Raw genomic sequence first — 21,465 nt, 5'->3', positions numbered from 1 at the left:
GAAATCAATGCAGCCGATCCTGATAAAGCAAAGGAATTAGGTAAAAAAGCTTACGAAGCCTCTATTAAGGCAGGTTTCGATCCGAAAGATATTAATATCGTAGTCAATGGTAAATCACTTACCGAAAAATATGAAAAAGGAAAGCTCAAAGAAACAGATAAATTATTTGAGGATGAACCCAGCCGCCTAACTAAAGCTAAAAGAGAATCCGAAAAAATTGCCCAGGAACGTGAAGGACGGGTCTTTAACTCACCAGGCGCTAAATCAGAAACAGTCAGCATCAAGCAAAAACTCCAGGAAATGAGGACTGCTCCTCCACCAACACATGGTTCTACGACGCCTTCTCTCGGAAGTCCTAACTAAACATTCTGATTAATTCCGCGTATCAATGCCTAAAAATTCCACTGTCTCTGGCAGTGGAATTCTGTTATTTTATTAGAAAATTCAGGCAATTATTCGAAAGAAATCTATTGCTGGATTTCTGCTCCCAATACTTGAGTAGAACACTTACCAAGATGGTAAAGATCCGTAACCATAACATGTTATGGAATTCAATACAGCCCAGTAAAGGAGGACGACCATGAGTACTCAACGTTTTGATGATTTGGAGATAGGGCTTGAAGAAAATATTAACTCAACGGAAATGAGCACTGAAACCAATTTAAGCACCAAATTGGAAAGACGCCGACGCATTGAAGACCTTTTTGAGCAAAAGCGTTTGCGCGAAGAATGGAGCGAATTTGATCTAGCCTAAAGATTGATTATATTTCGCTAGCCAGGAATACTGGTATAGATATCGAACCGAACTGTTTTGCCTGCGATACTGCTAGTCGGTGGCAGAAGAGCGGGCAAATGTTGCGGCCATTTCACAACTACTCTTTTAAGGGCTCTGGTTTTGGCTAGCTCTAAAAGGGCTAACGCATCGTCATCAGCACCAATAAGCTGTTGCAACGCTTGCATATCTTTCTTGACGAGTGCCGTTTTTTGTCGTTGTGGATGCATAGGATCCATGTAAATGACCTCTGGGTAGGCACTTAAAGGTAAAACTTGCAAGTAATGAAGCGCATCGCAATTCTTTACTGTGAGTTTCAAGAGCTCTTTAGAATGCTCATCTCGACGCATCAAAGCATCAGCAAGTAAGACAGCCATGACCTGCTGGCGTTCTATCATAAGCACTTGCGCACCAAAACTGGCGAGTACGGCAGCGTCTCTCCCCCACCCTGCAGTCACGTCAATAATTCGCATTCCTGGACCGGGTTTGCAAGCGCGTACCAGCCCCTGTTTTTTCCCCGCATCACGACGTTTTTGCCAAGTCGACGTGGTGAAATCAGCATACAAGGGTGAAAAAGTAGGAATTTTCAGAACCAATCTTTCGCTGGTCACTAGCAATTGCTTAGTAGCTTGATTATTGATCTCGAATCCCAATTGTACAGCAAGCTGCTGTGCTTGCTCCCGCAGTGTTTCATTTTCGTAGCCAATTGCCAATTGATCATTCATGATGCTAATAACTGCTTGACACATTGTGCAAGCGTATTAAAAACAGGGACATGGGGATAGGCCTGTAAAGCTACCCTATCGGTCATCGGTGAAAAAACGAGTAGTGGTTTTGCTCCTACAGATTCTGCAGCCTGAATATCAGATACTCTGTCTCCAATAAATGGCGTATCAATCAACGTACACTGTAATTTTCTAGCTAATGCATATAGCATCCCTGGATTTGGCTTGCGGCAAAAACAACCTTGATCGGGCATATGGATGCAATATTCAATTGCTTCAATGTCGCCTCCTGCAGTACGAACATGTTGTAAAAGTTTTTCATGAATCGCTGCAAGCGCTTCTTCATTATAATAGCCACGAGAAACGCCCGATTGATTAGTAGCAACACCAATACGATACCCGGCCTTGGTTAAAGCAGCGATCGCTTCCACGCTACCAGGTAAAAAGATAAATTCATCAACCGATTTAATATAGTGAAGAGAGTCCTGGTTGATTACGCCATCCCTGTCTAACAGGACCACTTTCGAAGGAAGTCTATTCATAAGTCGATTTGTAAGAGAGAAATATCAGCAACACCTTGTAACAGGGCTTGCAGACGAGCCAATAAACACAAGCGGTTCGTTTTGACATCTTTATTATCAACCATCACCATTACATGCTCAAAAAAAGCATCTACTGGCTCACGCAAACTGGCAAGCTGAGTAAGAATATGCCCATAATCACCTGTCGCGTAGAGAGGCTGCACAATATTTTCCATTGCTTGTAAATGGGTATAAAGTGCCCTTTCAGCGCCTTCTTCCAACAAGGCCTCATCAATAACTGAAAATCCACGTTGCTCCGCTTGTTGTAACAAGTTATTTACCCGTTTACAAGCTGCTGATAAAACAACTGCTTCTGGTTGTTTAGTAAAGGCTGCCAGCGCTTTAATCCGTTTATCAAAGTCATACAACCAATCATCTTGACGAGCACGAACCGCGTGGACTAAATCGACACTCAAATCTTGACTCTGATAATAAGATTGCATCCGTTCCAAAATAAAAGGCTGTAATTCTGTCAAAGAAGCGTTTGCTTCTGCAGGCAAAATATCCGCATACAGGGTAACCGTTTTTTCTATTAACTCAGACAAACAAAGTTTTACTGGCGTAGCAAGCAACAGACGTACAACTGCAAGCGCATGACGACGTAACTTAAATGGATCTTTAACACCAGAGGGTTTTTGGCCAATAGCAAAAATACCAACCAAGGTATCCAAACGCTCAACCAAAGATAAGGCGAGACCTAAATCAGTTTTGGGTAATTGATCCGCCGCAAAACGAGGCATATATTGTTCGTTGAGGGCAATTGCCACACCGTCTGTTTCTTTATCATGATGAGCATAATAATAACCCATCAAGCCTTGTAACTCAGGAAACTCACCGACCATTCCCGTCAATAGATCACATTTACTTAATTCTGCTGCTCGCTGGGCCTCGTCTTCATTTAATCGAAGTGGTATGGTCAGATACGTCATTAAATCCCGCATACGTTTAGCTTTATCATACAAGCTACCTAGGCGTGCTTGAAACACAACTTTCTTGGTGGCTTCAATATGGTGGCTCAACGCCAGTTCTTTGTCTTTGCGGAAGAAGAAAGCAGCATCACTTAATCTGGCACGCATCACTTTTTCATTGCCACTAATAACCTGCTTAGGATTGGTACTACTAATATTACTGACCGTAATAAAATTCGCTAACAATTTTCCACTGCTATTTTGTAAAGCAAAACATTTTTGGTGTGACTGCATAGATGCAATCAATGCTTCTGCAGGTACCTCCAGAAAATCCTGATCAAAACTGGCATACAATGCTTGCGGCCATTCAACTATTGAGGTGACTTCATCAAGTAAATCATCTGGCATAATTGCTTGTGCATCTTGTTCTTTGGCAAGTTGTTCCACTTGCTTAACTATCAATGCTCGGCGTTTACCAAAATCAGCAACCACAAATGCATCTTGTAATAGGGCTTCATAATCTTGTGGTTTTTATCTCTATCGCTTGTGGGTGATGAAAACGGTGACCATAACTATGTCGCCCAGTCTTCACACCTAAAATATCACAGACTATCTCTTCATTTCCAAACAGCATTACCGCCCAGTGAACTGGCCGCGCAAATTCAGCATCCCCACACCCCCATCGCATGGGTTTAGCAATGGGTAAAGTGGCTAATACTTGATTAATCATCGCAGGTAATAATTCACTTGTTTTTGCCCCGTTAACATTAGATTCATGCAGTAGCCACTCACCCTTATCGGTTTTGCTGGTGATTAAATCACGTACGTCTACCCCACAAGATTTCGCAAACCCTAATAAAGCTGAAGTAGGTTTACCTTCTGCATCATAAGCAGCAGCTAGCGCGGGGCCACGGCGAGATACCACTTGGCTAGGCTGCTCCTCTTGCAGACCAGACACAAGAACAGCCAAACGCCTTGGTGTTGCAAAAAACTTCACACCAGTATGATGAATCTTCGCTTTTTCCAGAGCGGCTAAAAATTATTTGCTAAAGCCTCAGCTAAAGGCCAAACAGACGCAGAAGGAAGCTCTTCACAACCTAATTCAAATAAAAATCATTCGCCATCACACACCTTTTGCATAGGGAATCCTAGCGCCTCACGCGCCTCATAATAAGCTTGTGCCACTGATCGGGACAAATGGCGCACCCGTAAAATATAACGTTGCCGTTCCGTTACAGAAATCGCCCGCCGTGCGTCTAACAAATTAAAGGCATGAGACGCTTTAATGACCATTTCGTAGGCCGGTAAGGGAAGATTTAAAGCAACCAATTTCTCAGCCTCTCCTTCGTAGTAATCAAATTGCTTAAACAAAGCATCCACATTGGCGTGTTCGAAATTGTAAGCTGACATTTCAACTTCGTTTTGATGAAACACATCACCGTAGGTGACAACACCATGTGTTGTTTCACACCAAGGCAAGTCAAACATATTATCAACACCTAATACATACATAGCCAACCGCTCAAGACCATAAGTCAATTCACCAGTAATTGGTTTACATACTAAACCACCCACTTGTTGAAAATAGGTGAACTGCGACACTTCCATACCATTTTGCCAAACTTCCCAGCCTAATCCCCAGGCACCCAGTGTAGGTGATTCCCAATTATCTTCGACAAAACGAATATCATCTGCCAAAGGATCAACGCCTAAAGCACGCAGAGAGTTCAAATATTTTTCTTGTATATCAAGAGGGGAAGGTTTCAAAATAACTTGAAACTGATAATAATGCTGGCCCCGATTGGGGTTTTCCCCATAGCGTCCATCAGTTGGTCGCCGCGAAGGCTGCACATAGGCTACCGACCATGGCTCAGGTCCTATAGCTCGTAAAAAAGTAGCTGGGTGGAACGTTCCAGCCCCTACCTCCATATCCAAAGGTTGTAACAATACACAACCCTCTGCAGCCCAAAATTGTTGTAGAGCTAAAATAATATCCTGGAAAGTACTGGGTTTTGTCATGTTTGTCTCAAAAATAACGGGTAAAGCTTTATGAATGGCAAGATACTATCATTCTTTCCGTTCACACTTGAAGGAATAAATAGACTTCTTTCGAACCCCTGCATAAGTGGAAAAGAAGACACGGAGCGACTAATAAGCCCATCACAAATCCTATTATAACAGGCTTAGTCGGTATCTGCTTTAGTGGTAGTTTACTTTCAAAACATCTTATTGCTAATTATCCTTAATGCAATGACTTTTATTTTACTACCAGATAATTCAGCCTCAACAACGTCAAGTTAAACGATAATAGGTGTCCCGTCGAGCGTAGGCGGTGTGTGAAGCACCGTCTCGAAGCCTTGATACAGGCGCTTCGAGACGGCACGACACCTCTCGAAGGGCTCAGCTTCGAACGCATTCAGGTTCAATTAACGCCATTGAATTCCTGTCTATTGATTAGCAACTGCTTTTTTAATCAACTCTTGCAGTGCTTCTTCACTGGCGGCACCTGGAATAAAGGCTGGCATACTGCCTTCTTTTAGTTTACCGGCTGGTGTAGCAGCAATAATAAACGCTGGTGTACCCATCAAACGCAATTTTTCTGCAAGCTCACGATTATTATTTAAGACATCAGTCACTGCTTTGCTATTCATATCCGTTTTAAGTTTCGCTATATTCAGGCCAAGTGATTTTGCAGTACTTAATATCAGCTGTTCATTCAAACGCTTTTCTTGCTTGAGTAAAGCATCATGCATCACTTGATATTTTCCTTGCATGCTGGCGGCCAAAGCAGCTCTAGATGCTAATTCGGAACTTTTACCGAAAATAGGAAACTCTTTATAAATAACACGGAGATTGTTGTCTTTCTTGACTAAGTCACTGAGTACAGGGGCCATTTTTTGCAATGGATACATTGGTAATCAAAAAACTCTACCAGAGTCACACTGCCTTTGGGGTTACCAGCCACGGCCATACTATCACTAAACAATTGACTGGCATTGTCTTTAATCGCTGCCTGCGCTTGCTGTTGCATGGTTTGCTGCTGCTTTTGCTGGAGTGCTTGTGAGGCTTCTATTAACACTTCAGGATTATTAATCAAATAATCATGCACTACTTTTTCAATCGCTTTTTTTGCACATCTGTCATAGTATCAGTATCGGCAGCCATTGCTACCGGCGAGTTCATTGCTGTCAACAGTGCGCCAGCTGCTAATAAACTTGTAAATTTCACGCCTTTCCCCTTGTTATGGTTAAGATTGTCAGACCTAAGTAACTAAGCTTAGAACTCAGGATAGTTAGGACGATCCTTTATTTTTGACAACAGAAACGTAGCACCAGCTTAAACTAAATTCAATAGACTTTTCTTCGAAACTCGACTGTATTGATGTATTGCTTCATTATTGACCCTAGATCCCGTATAAATGCTGCGCATTTACAAGATGGCGTTCGTGAGTTACTTAAAAAGGCATGCAATCCTCAAGTATGGTCAAATTGGCATAGGCCAAAACTAGCCACTTGCTCCCTTCATCTGCAAATTTTATTTGCACCCGTGTGTGAGCGCCACTTCCCTCAACCGCTAATACTACTCCTTGACCAAATTTGGCATGAGTTACATTTTGACCAAGCTTTAAGCCCGCTTCTTTTGCTACGGCAGAAGGTAAATTTTTTGCGATACGGGTATTTGCGTACGTGATTTGACACGCACCTCATCTAACAAGTCTTCTGGTAATTCTCGTAAAAAACGTGAAGGTCGATGATATTCTTCCCGTCCATATTGACGGCGAACTTCGGCATAAGATAATACTAATTTCTCCATCGCTCGCGTCATACCCACATAACACAAACGTCGCTCTTCTTCTAAACGGCCCGGTTCTTCCATGGACTGCTTGCCTGGAAAAACACCCTCTTCCATACCAACCAAGAAAACCAAAGGGAATTCCAAACCCTTAGCAGCATGCAAAGTCATTAGATGTACATAGCGTTCATGCTCTTCAGCTTGCATCTCACCTGCTTCCAAAGACGCATGAGCCAGAAAAGCAACCAATAAAGGCAATTCTTCCTCAACATCCTGTTCATAACGAAACTGTTTCGCTGCATTGATCAATTCCTGCAAGTTATCCAAACGAGATTCTGATTTATCACCTTTTATTTTTGTAAAGTGAGCATACAAACCGCTGAGTTCAATGACTGCTGCGATTTGCTCGTCTAACTCCATGTGGAGGGTATGTGCCTGCAATTTTTCGATTAATGCCATAAAATTGGCTAAAGCTGACGCGGCTCGTTGCGGTAAAAGCTGTTTTTGTAAGGCCGCTTTAGCCGCCAGCCATAAAGAAATCTGTTCTGTTCTTGCTTGCTGACGCAATTCTTCCAACGTTTTCTCACCGATACCGCGAGTGGGGAAGTTCACAATACGCTCAAAAGCCGTATCATCATCACAATTAGCCAAGAGACGCAGGTAAGCAAGCGTATCTTTTATCTCTGCGCGTTCAAAAAACGTACACCACCATGAATACGGTAAGCAATACCAGCACGCAATAAAGCTTCTTCTATAACACGTGATTGCGCATTGGAGCGATACAAAACTGCAATTTCATGTGCGCCACGACCCTGATTAATTTCCATAGTAATGCGCTCACTAACAAAACGCGCTTCTTCCAATTCATTGAAAGCACTATAGATAACAATCTTCTCGCCAGCAGCGCCAGCGGTCCACAAATTTTTGCCCATGCGTGAGTTATTGTTGGTAATCAATGCATTTGCAGCATCCAAAATTGTCCCTGTTGAGCGATAATTTTGTTCAAGTTTAATGATCTTGGTGCCTTTAAAATCAAGTGAAAATTGCTCGATATTTTCTACTTTAGCACCACGCCAACCATAGATAGATTGATCATCATCACCTACTGCCATGACTGCTGTATGCTCGCCTGCAAGTAAGCGAATCCAAGCGTACTGAATTGTATTCGTGTCTTGAAATTCATCCACCAAAATAGCTTGGAATCGCTGACGGTAATGGGCCAGAAGGTCAGCGTTATCGCGCAATAATTCATGGGTACGTAATAATAGCTCAGCAAAATCAATCACGCCGGCAGTCTGACATGCTTGCTCATAAGCCTTGTAAATCTGTATTAGAGTGCGAGTTGGACCATAAGGCAGGGCATTAATATGTTGTGGTCTTAAACCTTCATCTTTTTTACTATTAATAAACGCTTGAGCTTGTTTTACCGGCCACTGCTCGTCATCGAGATTCAAAGCAGTAATAACCCGCTTAATAATGCGCGCCTGATCTTCGCTATCCAAAATATGAAATTGTTCAGGTAATTTAGCTGCTTGATAATGCCGACGCAGTAAACGATGGCATAACCCATGAAAAGTGCCAACCCAAAGTCCCAACAAGGGCGTCTTAAGCATAGCGTTTAGTCGTGCCCTCATCTCACCTGCTGCTTTATTGGTAAACGTTACTGCCAGAATCGCATGTGGAGATATTTGCTGTTGGTCAATAAGCCAGGCAATACGGCTAACCAGTACTTGTGTTTTACCACTACCAGCACCAGCCAAAACCAGGATATTGCCTAAGGGTGCAGTCACCGCTTCACGTTGCTTCTCATTTAATCCATCAAGCAGTGTTTTCATTAATACCCTCTTGTAGACGCATTAGATTTCAAAAAACCTATTATCTTAAATTTAGCAGTCAAAGACAAAGTTTTGCTATGCTAATTTTATCCGGTTCACAAAGTATCTTTTCAATATCCCTGTGCAAGGTATAAGATGATATAAAAATTAACGAGACTATCATGCATGCTCTCTATCCTCCCATTAAGCCTTACAAATGCAGCGAATTAGCGGTCAGTGAGCCTCATGTACTTTATGTGGAAGAAACCGGTAACCCAACTGGTTTACCAGTGCTCGTGTTACATTCGGGGCCCGGTGCAGAAGGAGCGAACCATTTGCGTCGTTTTTTTGATCCGCAAATTTATCGCATTGTCTTATTTGATCAGCGTGGTTGTGGGCGCTCAACTCCCCACGCTGAACTTAAGAATAATAGCACGCAAAATTTGCTTGATGACATTGATACCATTCGTGATTACTTAAACATCACACGCTTTGTACTATTTGGTGGCGGCTGGGGGTTCGTTGTTGGCCTTACTCTATGCGCAATTATATCCGCAGCAAGTACATGCCTTATTATTACATCATGTTTTTTTAGGTCGGCAACGGGATATAGATTGGTTTTATCGTCAAGGTGCGAACCTAATCTATCCTGATTATTGGCAAGAATTTATTAGCCTGGTACCCAGCAGAAGAGCAACATCAAATTACTCATTATTATGCTAAATGCCTGCAAGGCGACAATGAGCTCGCTCGTATGGCCGCAGCTAAGAACTGGGCGTTATGGCAAGCACATTGTAGCAGTTTACAACCTCATATTAACGTGATTGAGCACTATAGCGAACCTCATTTTGCCCTTGCACTTGCTACTCTAGAATCGCATTTTATTAATAACAATTTTTTATTGAAGAAAATCAGGTTCTAGCTAATGTGCATAAAATTAGACATCTGCCTACTTATCTTATTCACGGTCGTTACGATATGATATGTCCCTTGGCAGGAGCTTGGGAATTACATCAAACTCTGCCTGCTTCAAATTTAAGAATAGTGCGAGAAGCGGGTCATTCAGATCAAGAGGCAGGGATTATCGATGCAATCATTACTGCAAGCAAAGAAATTTCCCGTCAAGGTTTAGATGTATGTTAGTTGTAGTACAACGAGTTAATGAAGCAAAAGTCGTTATTAATGAGCAGATTGTAGGTGAAATTGCACAAGGCCTACTAATTCTCTGTGGTTTTGAAAGTACTGATCAAGAATCGACCCTACTTCGTATGCTGGAAAAATGCCTTAATTATCGCATTTTTTAGTGATGCGCAAGGTAAAATGAATTTAAGCCTCAAGGAGATAGAAGGTGGTTTATTATTAGTACCACAATTTACCTTAGTAGCTGACACAAAGAAGGGCTTACGCCCCAGTTTTTCCAAAGCAGCAACACCAGAAACAGGCCGATTATTGTTTAATCACTTACTGCATTTTGCTTTTAAAATGCATCCTAAGGTAGCATGCGGACAGTTTGGTGCTGATATGCAAGTTCATCTCTGTAACGATGGTCCAGTCACTTTTTTATTACAATTTTAGTTTGCACGCCAAAGTTAAAAATTAAGATCTAGATCTTCCTTTGATTTGTCTGCTAAGAATCGTTTCCAAGACACATAAAGTGTTGTAACATCAATTCTCGCAATCAAAAATTAAATAATCATGCGCTTAATTGGTATCTTCACGACCTTGATCTGCTCGTTCGTTTTGTCTGCCTGTGTACACAAAGGTCCAAATCCTGATGATCCTTATGAGCCGCTTAACCGTGAAATTCATAAATTTAACATGGCCTTTGATGCTACCTTTTTAAAACCCCCAGCAAAATTTTATAAGGCAGCTGTACCTCCGCTAATGCGGATGGGCATCAATAATGCCTACAATAATGTAGCCATGCTTCCGACCGTCGCGAATGATGTACTCCAAGCTGACTGGCGCTATACGATCAAAGACAGCTGGCGCTTTTTAATAAACTCGACCTTCGGAGTAGTGGGTATTTTTGATGTAGCGGATAAACGCTTTGGTTTGCCGCCGCACTATAATGATTTAGGGTTAACGTTTGCCAAATGGGGTGATAAACAATCCCCTTATATTGTTATACCTTTCTTGGGGCCTAGCACCATCCGTGACGGCATGGGTATGATCTTCGATTATACTGTATTTACTCCCTATCCATATCTTTTCAGTGATGGGATTGTTTATGCATTAGCTGGACTGAGGTATGTCGATCTACGCTCGCAATTGCTTGAAAATGAGCGTTTGATAGACCAGGCTTTGGATAAATATACCTTTATCCGTGACGCCTATTTGCAGCACCGTCATTTTCGCATCACAGGTGAACAAGATAATGGTTCTCTCTACGTCGATGATGATGGGGAAGGCGGAGAAGATTATGTTGACGACGAAGAGCCAGCCTCAACAGCATCTAAACCAGAATCCAAAAAGTAATAGCCATGCTGCACATAGCCCTCTACCAACCTGAAATTCCACCTAATACGGGTAACATCATTCGTCTGTGCGCAAATAGCGGCGCACAGCTTCATCTAATTCATCCCTTAGGATTCGAGCTAGATGACAAGCGCATGCGGCGTGCAGGGTTGGATTATCATGAATGGACCAATATAATCCACTACGATAATGAACACAGTTTTATAGAAAAAATCAACAACGTCGGATCTTCGCCTGTTCAACTAAAAGTGAAAAAATTATAGTACAGTTAACTATCAAGACGATGATCTCTTGCTTTTTGGACCTGAAACACGCGGCTTACCAGTTGCATTAAGAGAACGCTATACGACTATTCGCATTCCAATGTGTGCAAACAGCCGCAGTCTAAACTTATCCAATTCTGTAGCAATTATTTTATTTGAAGCTTGGCGCCAATTAGGATTTAGCGGCGGAGTTTAAGAATAAAGAAACTTCTCCGTCATTCCGAACACAGTGGGAAATAATGTCCCGGATATTAAGGAGATAGATTCGAAACCTCCATATTAGGAAGAAACCAAAGCAGCCAGGCAACGCATATAATCACCGGCAATATCCAATCCTGTTTCTGCCTCTATTTCTCGAATACAGGTAGGACTAGTTACATTAATTTCAGTTAAATAATCACCTATCACATCAATTCCGACAAAATACAAACCCTTGGCTTTAAGCGTTGGCGCAATTTGCTGACAAAGCCAGCGATCCCTGTCTGTAATTGCTACAACCTTGCCATGAGCGCCTGCAGCAAGATTACCGCGTAACTCGCCTTTTGCTGGAATACGCGCCAGAGCATAAGGCACAGGTTCACCATTAATTAGTAAAATGCGCTTATCACCAGAGGTAATAATGTCAGGAATGTACTGCTGCGCCATCACACTAATCTGCTGCCCCTTAGTCAACACTTCCAGAATGACCGATAAATTATGGGATTTCTCATCAACATGAAAAACTGAATTTCCTCCCATTCCTTCAAGCGGTTTAAAAATAACATTGCGATGCTCATGCCAGAACGCACGTAAGCGATCCATATCCCGGCTAACTAACATGGGTGGACAACATTGCGGAAAATTGAGTGTAAAAAATTTTTCATTGGCATCACGTAAACTTTGAGGTTTATTGGCTACCAAAACTCCTTCATGCTCCACTAAATCTAACGCGTAGGTTGCATAGATGTATTCCATGTCAAAAGGTGGGTCTTTACGCATTAAAATAATGTCAAACTCTGCTAAAGCGTGTTCACCCAGAGCAGTACTCTCTGCCCAATTCTCACTGGTTTCATCGCCCACTTTAAGGGTAAACATTTGTCCAAAAGCACGCCCCTCCTGACAATACAAATCAGCAAGGGTAAAATAGACACAAGACCAACCCATAGCTTGTGCACTTTTAAGCATAGCAACCGTTGAATCTTTATAGGGCTTTAGCTTGTGTAAAGGATCCATCAGCACTGCGAGTTTCATGTCTACTCCCCTCCAACTGCTGCAATTTCCCTCGCTGCAGCGAGCGCAGCAAGACGCGCGATAACACCATAAGCGTAAAAACGGTTAGGACAGTCAACTACCGCCAAATCATTACGCGGCATATTACAAGCTTGCGCAAAAGCCAGTGGCTCAAAATGCATACCAGGTGCATTAAGGTTCTCATTTGTCCCTCGTCCTTGATGGACACGATAAAAACCGCCCACCACAAATTGACCGATCATATAAACAACAGGTTCTGCTACTGCACCATCAGGCATAGTTTCAAACGTGTATACGCCTTCCTGAATCATAACACGGTCTACTTTACGACTTCCTTTACTAGCAGCCATGCGGGTACGTTGCTTGCGGTTAAGTTGGCGTAATTCCTCTGCATCATGCACCATCATTACACTCATTCCATAGGTGCCATTATCTGCTTTGACAACCAGGAAGGGCTGTTCTGAAATTTCATAAGTTGCATATTTATCTTTGATCAAAGCGAGTAATTTATCAGCTTGCTCAGCTAAATCATCCACTCCTTCCTGAGCCATGAAATCAACACCATCAACTGCAGAAAAGTAGGGATTAATGAACCAGGAATCAATATCCAGTAATTGCGCAAACTCCATAGCGACCTGATCAAAAAATGGAAGTGCTTAGATTTTAATCTTGTAGACCAGCCCAATTTTGCGGTCGGTCTTATCGCTTGCTTTATACCTTGTAAAACTTCCGGGATACCTGAAGATAAATCATTATTTAACAATAACATGCAAGGATTGAAATCCGCTAATCCAACGCGATCACCATGCCGCTGCAAAGGTTCTATGAGCAAGCTTACACCCTCATCGGTATGCATTTCTGTAGGTGATGTTAGTTCCGGATCTAAACTGCCTATACGTACTATAAAACCTGCCTTCATAAAAATATCACGCAAGACAGCCAGACTCTGTAAATAAAAACGATTACGTGTGTGGCTCTCCGGCAGCAACAAAATTTTTTTACAGGTGGGCAGGTAATCATCTAAAACCGATTGAGCAGCCTGGATACACAAAGGCAGAAAATCACGGTTCAGATTATTAAAGCCAGCAGGAAATAAATTGGTATCTACTGGTGCTAATTTAAAACCTGCATGACGCAAATCGACTGAAGACGTCAGTGGCGGCGGTGTTTCCCGCCATTTTTGCCGGAACCATGATTCAATTGTCGCCACCTGATTTAAGATGACTTTTTCCACATGATGTAAAGGACCGTAATGCGCTGTAGTCAAATGAGGTACAGGAACATCATTAGCTTGCATCTTCTCTCCCGAGATAAATTATCAAAAGATGGTAACCCAGGTTAAGGAGTGAATCAAAGCATGAAAACGATTAGACCTTTTTATCATGATAGTAAATTGGCTTCGTCGGTACAGAGTACAGAGCACGGAATCCAGTTCACGCTGATTGAGATATACTGCGGTTCCGTGCCTGAGCAAAGCAGCCTAAATTCCCAGATACCGCTCTGATTCTGTTCACGTTATAATTACTTCTTTCTTGTAGATAACAAAGCGGGAGATTTAATCAATGAGAGTGCAGTGTGAATAACTCCAAAACTTTATTGGCAGTCATCCTTTTAATAATACTGGGTTTTATCTGGGGCTCAGGTTATAGCTTGGCTAAATACGCAATGACCAATGGTGTGCCACCCTTGGGGTATGCATTCTGGCAAGCATTGGGACCAGCTTTATTATTATCACTGACAAGTTTTATCACTCAAAATAACGCTTTACTACAACCTAGAAATTGGTCCTATTTCCTTATATGCGGTTTGGTAGGTATTGCGATACCAAATACCAATATGTATTTCATCGCACCTCATATTCCAGCAGGCTTACTAGCGGTTTTAGTGAATACAGTGCCCCTGCTGGTGTATCCTCTTGCCTTGGCTGCCGGTCAAGAGCGTTTTGATGTATGGCGTATTCTTGCTCTTGCATTGGGTATGACTGGTATTCTACTCATCATTGCCCCAGCCAGTGAACATTTATTCTCAAACTGGACGTTACTTGCTTTAATTAGCCCACTGTGTTTTGCACTTTGTTCGATTTATATTGCAGCCTATCAACCGCAAAAATTAAATGCCTTACAAGCTGCCAGTGGCATGTTACTTGCGGCCTCCCTGTTATTGACTCCCACGGTCATCCAACAACAGGCATTTTATCCTCTCAGCACACCTTTCACGACAGCCAAACAAGTGGTTCTATTAGAAATAGTGTTATCGAGCCTCGGTTATATACTTTTTTCCAGCTGGTTCGCCTGGCTGGGCCGGTTTTCTATAGTTTAACAGGCGGTATGGTTGCCTTGACGGGTTTATTCTGGGGATTTATTGTGTTTGATGAAACGCCAAACTATTTACAAAGCCTGGCTATCTTTTGCGTCATCAGCGCCCTTTTTCTGTTATCATGGCGACAATCAAGACAAATGCAGGGAGCTTCTATAAATGTTAACTGAAATCATGCAGCAATATGAAAGTCAGCTTCAAACTATGTATTATCTTCTCATGCTGATCACTGCCATCTTGCATGTTCTCTTTGCTGGAGCTGTAGCACGTGATGCAGGTAATTTATATAAACTAGGACAGCGCCCCGCTTTGGTATCTGCAGCAACCTGGGCTTTCGCTACGCTGATTGGTGGTGTTATTACAGCCGCTATATACTGGTTTATCCATCATTCAACGCTAACCCGACCTGCCCTAAGAGAGACGCCATGACTGACCCTGTGATTATTGACGTTCATGAATTGAAAAAGCGCCAAGAACTTGATCCTCATTTATGTTTAATTGATGTTCGCGAACCCTATGAATGGGAAGCATCTCGTATTCCCAATGCGCTGCATATTCCCAAAGATACCTTGCCTGCCTGCATCGAATCAGCAGTTCCTGAGCGACATAAACCTGTTTATCTTTATTGCAAGGGAGGGGTCAGATCCCTGTACGCGGCACAATACCTAATCACTATGGGATACCAAGAAGTTTATTCCATAGATGGGGGTATTATTGAGTGGGCAATGTCTGGCTATCCCGTTGAAGCATAACGACCTGATTGTCTAATATTTTTCCTCTGCAAATCACTGGGCACTATAAATTTTGACAGTATTGACAAAATTTGCGCTGTTAATCTATTTACCAACAGGTCAAACTCCTTTAGGATGCCGCTATTTAAATTTTTATTAATCTCTGGGGTCAACGATGAAAAAAGCATCAGCGTCTTACTCTTACTTTGCGTTAGCAGCGTCTTTGCCGAAATTAAACCACCCAGGCTTATTGTCCAGCTTGTTGTCGATCAATTACGTGGCGATTTGATTAACCAATATCATCGAAAATTTGGTAAAGACGGCTTCAATTATTTGTTAGCACATGGTCTTGATTACCATAATGCTCATCACCCGCATGCAAATACCGTCACCTGTGTAGGCCATGCCACTATTGCTACAGGTAGTTATCCAGCCCTGCATGGCATTGTTAATAATGATTGGTATGATAAACAAAGACAACAAAGCATTTATTGTGTCGAAGATATACAAAGTAAGATCTTACCAACTTCGCGCACGAAAAAGAACTGGCCGGGCGCTCTCCCCGTAACTTATTAGCCTCCACCTTCAGTGATGAACTTGTATTAGCTCAAGCTGGCCGGGCTTTTGCCGTCTCCCTGAAAGATAGGGGCGCCATTACGCTGGCAGGCCACGCGGGGAAGGCATTTTGGTTTGATAAAGAAAACGGTGGTTTTGTGACCAGTCGTCACTATTACGACACGTATCCGCAATGGGTCAATCAATGGAATAAACGCTATGAAGCAAAAAATGAAACCTGGACTTTGAGTAATCAAACCAGTAATTACCACTATGCAAATTCCCCCACATTCAAAAATCGCTTCCCAGGTTTTGGCTGCGATTTTCCCCATCATTTAGGAACTCCTGATTCACCCACCTATTATAAATTTTTATCCATGACCCCTATCGCTGATGAGTTAACAGCTGATTTTGCCATTCATCTCTTACGTGAAGAAAAATTAGGTGCAAACCCTGACAAAACCGATTATTTAGCAATAAGCTTTTCTGCTGTTGATGCAATTGGACATCAATTCGGTCCCAATAGCCTTGAATCGGAAGATAATCTACTACGGCTCGATAAAACATTAGCAACATTATTAGCCGTCATTGACAAGCAAGTTGGCCTGGAAAACACCCTGATTGTGTTAACAGCTGATCATGGCGTCAGCGATTCTCCTGTCTATCTTGCTGCCCATCAAATCAAGGAAAATAATTCATTAAAATTACCTGCGTTACAAACTTTAATTGAGCACACCCTGGCGAAACGTTTTCAACTGCCACCGAATAGTTTGCAGGCCATTTCACTACCCTACATCTACCTTAACCATCAGCTAATTAATAAACACCAATTATCCGTTAATGAAGTCAGTGTCTACTTAGCCGGGACTCTTCGTCAACAAGCGGCGATTTTTCAAGCTTATCCAATGCCCTTTGCTAATACCGAACATGATTGGTTAAGCGCCAAAGTAGATAAAATGGCGTTTCCCAATCGTTCTGGCGACCTGTATCTGGTTGCCCCACCTTATCAAGCCCTGGCCGATAAAAATGAACAGCGTGTAGCGCATGGAACCCCGTGGCAATACGACAGTTATGTTCCTTTGCTATTTGTTAATCCAGCTTTTAAAGCACAACGAATTAGCAAAATGGTCAGCATCACAGATATTGCACCGACCCTTGCAGCTATTCTGGCGCTAAAATACCCCTCTGCAGCTGTCGGACAGCCCCTGCCGGAAGTCATGCAACTATTTGACGCAACGACTTGAAATTAACGATAGCTGCCACTACCTTCTATTTAAATTAACGCGCGTGAGTTCGATATAAAAAAGCAGAATTCTGCTTTTTATATCGGCTAAACGAACGTAAGTATTGGGTAGGGATTAGTCATGAATACTATGAAAACTTTTATTTTATTGGCTGCCTTAACTGCCTTATTGCTGGTAATTGGCAGTCTATTAGGTGGGCGTACAGGCTTACTAATAGCGCTTGTATTCGCTGTTATTATGAATTTCGGTGCTTATTGGTATTCTGATCAATTGGTTTTGCGCATGTACAATGCCCAACCATTAAACCCTAGTCATCCGGTATACAGCATCGTGACCCAATTAGCCGCTAAAGCTCAAATTCCAATGCCCAAGGTTTACGCTATTGATAACCCCACACCCAATGCCTTTGCGACAGGCCGCAATCCTGAACATGCAAGTATTGCTGTAACCAGCGGTTTGTTAAACCGTATGACTCAGGAAGAATTAACGGGTGTCCTGGCTCATGAAATGGCGCACGTCATTCATCATGACACATTAATCAGTGTAATCGCTGCTACACTTGCTGGAGCAATCAGTAGTATCGCTAATTTGTTTATGTGGACCTCCATGTTTAGTCACTCTTCGGATGAGGATCGTCCTAACCCTCTGGTCAGCATGCTAATGATGTTTCTTGCTCCTCTGGCAGCTGGCTTGATTCAAATGGCTGTTTCGCGCTCACGCGAATATGAAGCAGATGCGGGCGGGGCTCAATTATGCGGGCATCCCTTATGGCTGGCCAGTGCCTTAGCTAAACTTGAAAACGCTAATCAACAAGGACAATTTCAGGCTGCTGAGGAGCATCCTGCTACTGCTCATATGTTTATTGTTAACCCTTTAAGTGGAGAACAATTAGCAGAACTTTTTAAAACCCACCCGTTAACCAGCGAGCGAATAAAACGTTTACAAGAGATGGCAAGAAAAGCACTTTAGTCTCAATGTTGGTAGCATGCATGATGTCATTTGCTTCGTCATTCCGAACAAAGAGAGGAATCTCTTAGGCACTCAGGAGATCTCTCACTGCGTTCGATGCGGTGGAGCAACTTTGATATACCATCGCATGCCATACAAAAGACAATGTCTTTTTTACGGGATACCATTCGTTTACGACATAAAAAGCATGGGTGCTTTTTATGTTCTTACGCTAATTAATCAGATGGGTCTATAGATAACTTGCGTTATCACAACATTCTAAGGATAATTCGCCTATTTGTAGCTATTAGGTAGGTAAGGGATGGGACAGTTGGGTCAGTTTATTGTAAATCATTGGGGACTATGGCTCGCCTTGGTCGTTGTTTTATTAATCATTTTCATTAATGAATTACAAACTCAGAAAAAGCGGGCTAAAGAACTTTCACCACAGGCTGCTGTCAATCTGATCAATCATGAAAATGCGGTGGTTTTTGATCTCCGGGAAGCAGAAGTTTTCCGGAATGGTCATATTATTGATGCTATTCGTGCTACAGCCGATGACTTTAACGAACAGCGCATGGACAAATATAAAACAAAGCCTTTAATTCTTGTTTGTGCACGTGGCTTGCAATCCTCTCAACTCGCCACCAAATTACGTGAAAAAGGATATACGCAACCTATGGCTTTAGCGGGTGGCATGACCGCATGGCAAACCGCTGAATTGCCTATAGTCAAAGGAAAATAAAATCATGGCTAACGTCATCATGTATAGCACCGCCTACTGCCCTTATTGCATACGCGCGCGGCAATTATTGGAAAGCAAGGGGATATCTTATACCGATATCCGTATCGATGAAGAACCTGCTAAACGGGATGAAATGATAGCAAAAAGCGGTAGACATACTGTGCCGCAAATATTCATAAACGGCCAACCAATAGGTGGCTGCGATGATATGTACGCTCTGGAACACCAAGGGCGATTAGATGAACTTTTACGAGGATAAATAAACAATGTCAGAACAAACCAGCGATATGCAACAAGATGAAGCACAATTTATGATTCAACGTATTTATACTAAAGATTTATCTTTTGAAACCCCCAATACACCTGCAGTTTTCCAACAACAGTGGGAACCGGAGTTGGCTCTGGATTTGAATACCCAGAACACTGTATTAGAGAAAGGCGTGTATGAGGTTGTGCTCTCTGTTACTGCAACAGTCAAAAATCAAAATGCTGTCGCTTTTTTAGTAGAAGTTAAGCAAGCCGGTATTTTCACCATCCAAGGTGCCGCTGGCGCACAACTCGATCATTTGTTAGGTAGTTTCTGTCCAAGCATTCTTTTCCCTTATGCGCGTGAAGCCATTACTTCACAAGTTATTCGTGGTAGCTTCCCTCAATTGGTATTAGCACCCGTTAATTTCGACGCGCTCTATATGCAGCAGTTGGAAGAGAACCAAAAAGCAACGGACAAATCTGGGACAACAAGCCATTAATTATGAAAAAATCAACGATTGCCATACTTGGCGCTGGTTCATGGGGCACTGCGGTTGCCATTCATCTAGCAAATTATGGTAATCAGGTCATGCTGTGGGGTCATAACCCCCAGCATGTTCAAGCGATGATTGAACAACGTTGTAATAAACGTTATCTCCCTTCTATTATTTTTCCAGACTCGCTGCAACCCATTGCTGACCTCGCTCAATGCTTAAAATTAGCTACGGAAGTGATCATTGCGGTTCCCTCCCACGCCTTTGCTGGCTTATTGGCGCAATTAACCAAACCAGCCCATGGCTTGTCTTGGCTAACCAAAGGGATCGATCCACTTAGTCACAAATTACCGAGTCAATTGGTTGCAGAAAAATGGGGGGAATCCTACCCCATAGCAATTATTTCAGGCCCCTCATTTGCAACTGAAGTAGCCAAACTATTACCTACCGCATTGACCTTGGCGAGTAATAATTTGAATTATCAACACGCCATCCAAACACTCTTGCATCACCATAATTTGCGTGTTTACTTAAGCAATGATGTTGTTGGCGTCCAAATATGCGGTGCAATAAAGAATGTACTGGCTATTGCCTGCGGTATTAGTGATGGCTTGGGTTATGGAGCAAATGCCAAAGCTGCATTAGTAACTCGAGGCTTGGCTGAAATGAGCCGGTTAGGCATTCGTATGGGAGCTCGCGAAGAAACCTTTATGGGACTGGCCGGAGTTGGCGATCTGGTATTGACTTGTACGGATGATCAATCACGTAATCGACGTTTTGGTTTACAATTAGGCCGCGGCATTAATCTTTTGGAAGCAGAAAAGCAAATAGGCCAAGTTGTTGAAGGAAAACATAACGCCGCTCAAATTTGCATGCTTGCCGAGGAGCTAGACGTTGATATGCCGATCTGTACCCAGGTCAATGCGCTTTTAAAAGGGGAGATCACAGCACAACAAGCAGCGATCAATTTATTGAACCGCTCTCCACGCGAAGAATAAGCCAGTGCTTTAGCCATATAAGACTTCTTTCGAAACTCGCTGCAATTTACTCACCGCATCCCCAAGGCGCCCCACACCCCAAATCAAACTGCTGTAAACCTAAATTTTCTTTAATCCTGCCCTTTACCGAACACTTCGCTAATTGATTAATGGGCTGCTGAAACATGGTTTGGTTAATTTGCTGTTCGAGCTTGTCCAAACGCTGCAAGGCTTGCGCATCCAGACGCTTTAATTCACCAAGATTCGCATGAATGCAGGGACTACATTCCAGGCTTTGATGAGGTAAAAGACTAAAACCAGCGCGCTTAATTAATGCGGTAAATGCTTCATTTCCTGTTTGCCATAGAGGGTGCCATAAAGTTCGTCCCTGATATAAATCATCTTGTTGCTCAAACTCTTGCAAATTGGCATACCGTCTTGAATCTAACTGCCGCTTCCCGGACACAATATAAGCTTCACAAGCAGGATCCAATTCATCTAAATGCGTAAGAATAGCTAAACCTTTAAGAAAACTGGCACACCATTGAAATTTGCGACTTGGAAATTGTTTACGGTCAATAACCATCTCAGCAAAAGTCGCCTGAGCTGACAAGGCATGCACTATAACTCCTTGCTTTCGCGC

The 21,465-nt window shown here is 42.6% G+C and carries 20 protein-coding genes and 6 pseudogenes; 16 read left to right on the top strand and 10 right to left on the bottom strand.

Annotated elements, in window-relative coordinates:
• Both BN58_RS31630 and BN58_RS31625 read left to right on the top strand, forming a co-directional pair.
• Positions 1 to 363: hypothetical protein (locus BN58_RS31630; RefSeq protein WP_026069333.1), on the top strand; the 363-nt coding region annotated here is incomplete at its 5' end.
• A gap of 217 nt (positions 364 to 580) precedes the next feature.
• Entirely contained in the window at positions 581 to 754 is a 174-nt protein-coding gene (locus BN58_RS31625) for a PA3496 family putative envelope integrity protein (RefSeq protein ID WP_019216324.1), read from the top strand.
• A 17-nt stretch (positions 755 to 771) separates the two neighbouring features.
• Here the strand turns inward: BN58_RS31625 and BN58_RS07570 are convergent, their stop codons facing one another.
• From BN58_RS07570 to uvrD, 7 genes and pseudogenes are all read right to left on the bottom strand, one after another.
• Complete coding sequence (locus BN58_RS07570; RefSeq protein ID WP_019216323.1) at positions 772 to 1,497, bottom strand: class I SAM-dependent methyltransferase; 726 nt, start codon at positions 1,495 to 1,497, stop codon at positions 772 to 774.
• A complete protein-coding gene (gmhB, locus tag BN58_RS07565; protein WP_019216322.1) occupies positions 1,494 to 2,039 on the bottom strand; it encodes a D-glycero-beta-D-manno-heptose 1,7-bisphosphate 7-phosphatase in 546 nt (181 codons plus the stop codon). The genes BN58_RS07570 and gmhB overlap by 4 nt, the downstream gene beginning before the upstream one ends.
• A pseudogene (gene glyS, locus BN58_RS23120) lies at positions 2,036 to 3,983 on the bottom strand (glycine--tRNA ligase subunit beta). The gene gmhB and the pseudogene glyS overlap by 4 nt, the downstream one beginning before the upstream one ends.
• Positions 3,984 to 4,099: 116 nt before the next feature.
• Complete coding sequence (gene glyQ, locus BN58_RS07555) at positions 4,100 to 5,005, bottom strand: glycine--tRNA ligase subunit alpha (protein WP_019216319.1); 906 nt, start codon at positions 5,003 to 5,005, stop codon at positions 4,100 to 4,102.
• A gap of 428 nt (positions 5,006 to 5,433) precedes the next feature.
• Entirely contained in the window at positions 5,434 to 5,880 is a 447-nt protein-coding gene (locus tag BN58_RS37630) for a DsbA family protein (protein WP_408605471.1), read from the bottom strand.
• A complete protein-coding gene (locus BN58_RS37625) occupies positions 5,856 to 6,095 on the bottom strand; it encodes a hypothetical protein (protein ID WP_408605470.1) in 240 nt (79 codons plus the stop codon). Before BN58_RS37625 ends, BN58_RS37630 begins: the two co-directional genes overlap by 25 nt.
• 345 nt (positions 6,096 to 6,440) lie before the next feature.
• Positions 6,441 to 8,613 (bottom strand): annotated as a pseudogene (gene uvrD / locus BN58_RS23110) (DNA helicase II).
• Between the two features lie 161 nt (positions 8,614 to 8,774).
• On the opposite strand from uvrD, the gene BN58_RS33315 reads away from it, so the two are divergent.
• The 5 genes and pseudogenes from BN58_RS33315 (at position 8,775) to trmL (ending at position 11,529) form a co-directional block, all read left to right on the top strand.
• A complete protein-coding gene (locus BN58_RS33315) occupies positions 8,775 to 9,245 on the top strand; it encodes an alpha/beta fold hydrolase (RefSeq protein ID WP_232220427.1) in 471 nt (156 codons plus the stop codon).
• A 274-nt stretch (positions 9,246 to 9,519) separates the two neighbouring features.
• Complete coding sequence (locus tag BN58_RS33310) at positions 9,520 to 9,735, top strand: hypothetical protein (RefSeq protein ID WP_232220426.1); 216 nt, start codon at positions 9,520 to 9,522, stop codon at positions 9,733 to 9,735.
• A pseudogene (gene dtd, locus BN58_RS23100) lies at positions 9,729 to 10,167 on the top strand (D-aminoacyl-tRNA deacylase). Before BN58_RS33310 ends, dtd begins: the two are co-directional and overlap by 7 nt.
• 120 nt (positions 10,168 to 10,287) lie before the next feature.
• The gene (locus BN58_RS23095) at positions 10,288 to 11,070 is read left to right on the top strand and encodes an MlaA family lipoprotein (RefSeq protein WP_051131862.1); all 783 of its coding nucleotides are present in this window, start codon (positions 10,288 to 10,290) and stop codon (positions 11,068 to 11,070) included.
• A 5-nt stretch (positions 11,071 to 11,075) separates the two neighbouring features.
• A pseudogene (trmL, locus tag BN58_RS23090) lies at positions 11,076 to 11,529 on the top strand (tRNA (uridine(34)/cytosine(34)/5-carboxymethylaminomethyluridine(34)-2'-O)-methyltransferase TrmL).
• A gap of 83 nt (positions 11,530 to 11,612) precedes the next feature.
• Here trmL and gshB read toward each other — a convergent pair.
• Together gshB and gshA are read right to left on the bottom strand one after the other, a co-directional pair.
• Entirely contained in the window at positions 11,613 to 12,563 is a 951-nt protein-coding gene (gene gshB, locus BN58_RS07520; protein WP_019216315.1) for a glutathione synthase, read from the bottom strand.
• A gap of 2 nt (positions 12,564 to 12,565) precedes the next feature.
• Positions 12,566 to 13,860 (bottom strand): annotated as a pseudogene (gene gshA, locus BN58_RS23085) (glutamate--cysteine ligase).
• 278 nt (positions 13,861 to 14,138) lie between these two features.
• On the opposite strand from gshA, the gene BN58_RS23080 reads away from it, so the two are divergent.
• The 9 genes and pseudogenes from BN58_RS23080 (at position 14,139) to BN58_RS07470 (ending at position 20,843) form a co-directional block, all read left to right on the top strand.
• Entirely contained in the window at positions 14,139 to 14,882 is a 744-nt protein-coding gene (locus BN58_RS23080) for a DMT family transporter (RefSeq protein WP_019216314.1), read from the top strand.
• A 156-nt stretch (positions 14,883 to 15,038) separates the two neighbouring features.
• Complete coding sequence (locus BN58_RS07505; RefSeq protein ID WP_019216312.1) at positions 15,039 to 15,308, top strand: hypothetical protein; 270 nt, start codon at positions 15,039 to 15,041, stop codon at positions 15,306 to 15,308.
• Positions 15,305 to 15,631, top strand: a complete 327-nt coding sequence (locus BN58_RS07500; RefSeq protein WP_019216311.1) for a rhodanese-like domain-containing protein — start codon at positions 15,305 to 15,307, stop codon at positions 15,629 to 15,631. The genes BN58_RS07505 and BN58_RS07500 overlap by 4 nt, the downstream gene beginning before the upstream one ends.
• A 114-nt stretch (positions 15,632 to 15,745) precedes the next feature.
• Positions 15,746 to 17,409, top strand: a pseudogene (locus tag BN58_RS23075) (alkaline phosphatase family protein).
• Positions 17,410 to 17,529: 120 nt separating this feature from the next.
• The gene (gene htpX / locus BN58_RS07490) at positions 17,530 to 18,378 is read left to right on the top strand and encodes a zinc metalloprotease HtpX (protein ID WP_019216310.1); all 849 of its coding nucleotides are present in this window, start codon (positions 17,530 to 17,532) and stop codon (positions 18,376 to 18,378) included.
• A gap of 301 nt (positions 18,379 to 18,679) precedes the next feature.
• Positions 18,680 to 19,102, top strand: a complete 423-nt coding sequence (locus tag BN58_RS07485; protein ID WP_019216309.1) for a rhodanese-like domain-containing protein — start codon at positions 18,680 to 18,682, stop codon at positions 19,100 to 19,102.
• Between the two features lie 4 nt (positions 19,103 to 19,106).
• A complete protein-coding gene (gene grxC, locus BN58_RS07480) occupies positions 19,107 to 19,361 on the top strand; it encodes a glutaredoxin 3 (protein WP_019216308.1) in 255 nt (84 codons plus the stop codon).
• 7 nt (positions 19,362 to 19,368) lie between these two features.
• Entirely contained in the window at positions 19,369 to 19,851 is a 483-nt protein-coding gene (secB, locus tag BN58_RS07475) for a protein-export chaperone SecB (RefSeq protein WP_019216307.1), read from the top strand.
• Between the two features lie 2 nt (positions 19,852 to 19,853).
• Positions 19,854 to 20,843: an NAD(P)H-dependent glycerol-3-phosphate dehydrogenase gene (locus BN58_RS07470; protein WP_019216306.1), complete on the top strand. Its 990-nt coding sequence runs from the start codon at positions 19,854 to 19,856 to the stop codon at positions 20,841 to 20,843.
• A gap of 46 nt (positions 20,844 to 20,889) precedes the next feature.
• On the opposite strand, the gene BN58_RS07465 is transcribed toward BN58_RS07470, so the two are convergent.
• Positions 20,890 to 21,465 (bottom strand): hypothetical protein (locus tag BN58_RS07465; protein WP_019216305.1); only part of this gene is annotated, 576 nt, incomplete at its 5' end.

The sequence above is a fragment of the Legionella tunisiensis genome, assembly GCF_000308315.1.
In the GTDB taxonomy this organism is placed as follows: domain Bacteria; phylum Pseudomonadota; class Gammaproteobacteria; order Legionellales; family Legionellaceae; genus Tatlockia; species Tatlockia tunisiensis.
The sequence above is the reverse complement of the archived record's forward strand: the minus strand, read 5'-3'. Positions and strand labels throughout refer to the sequence as shown.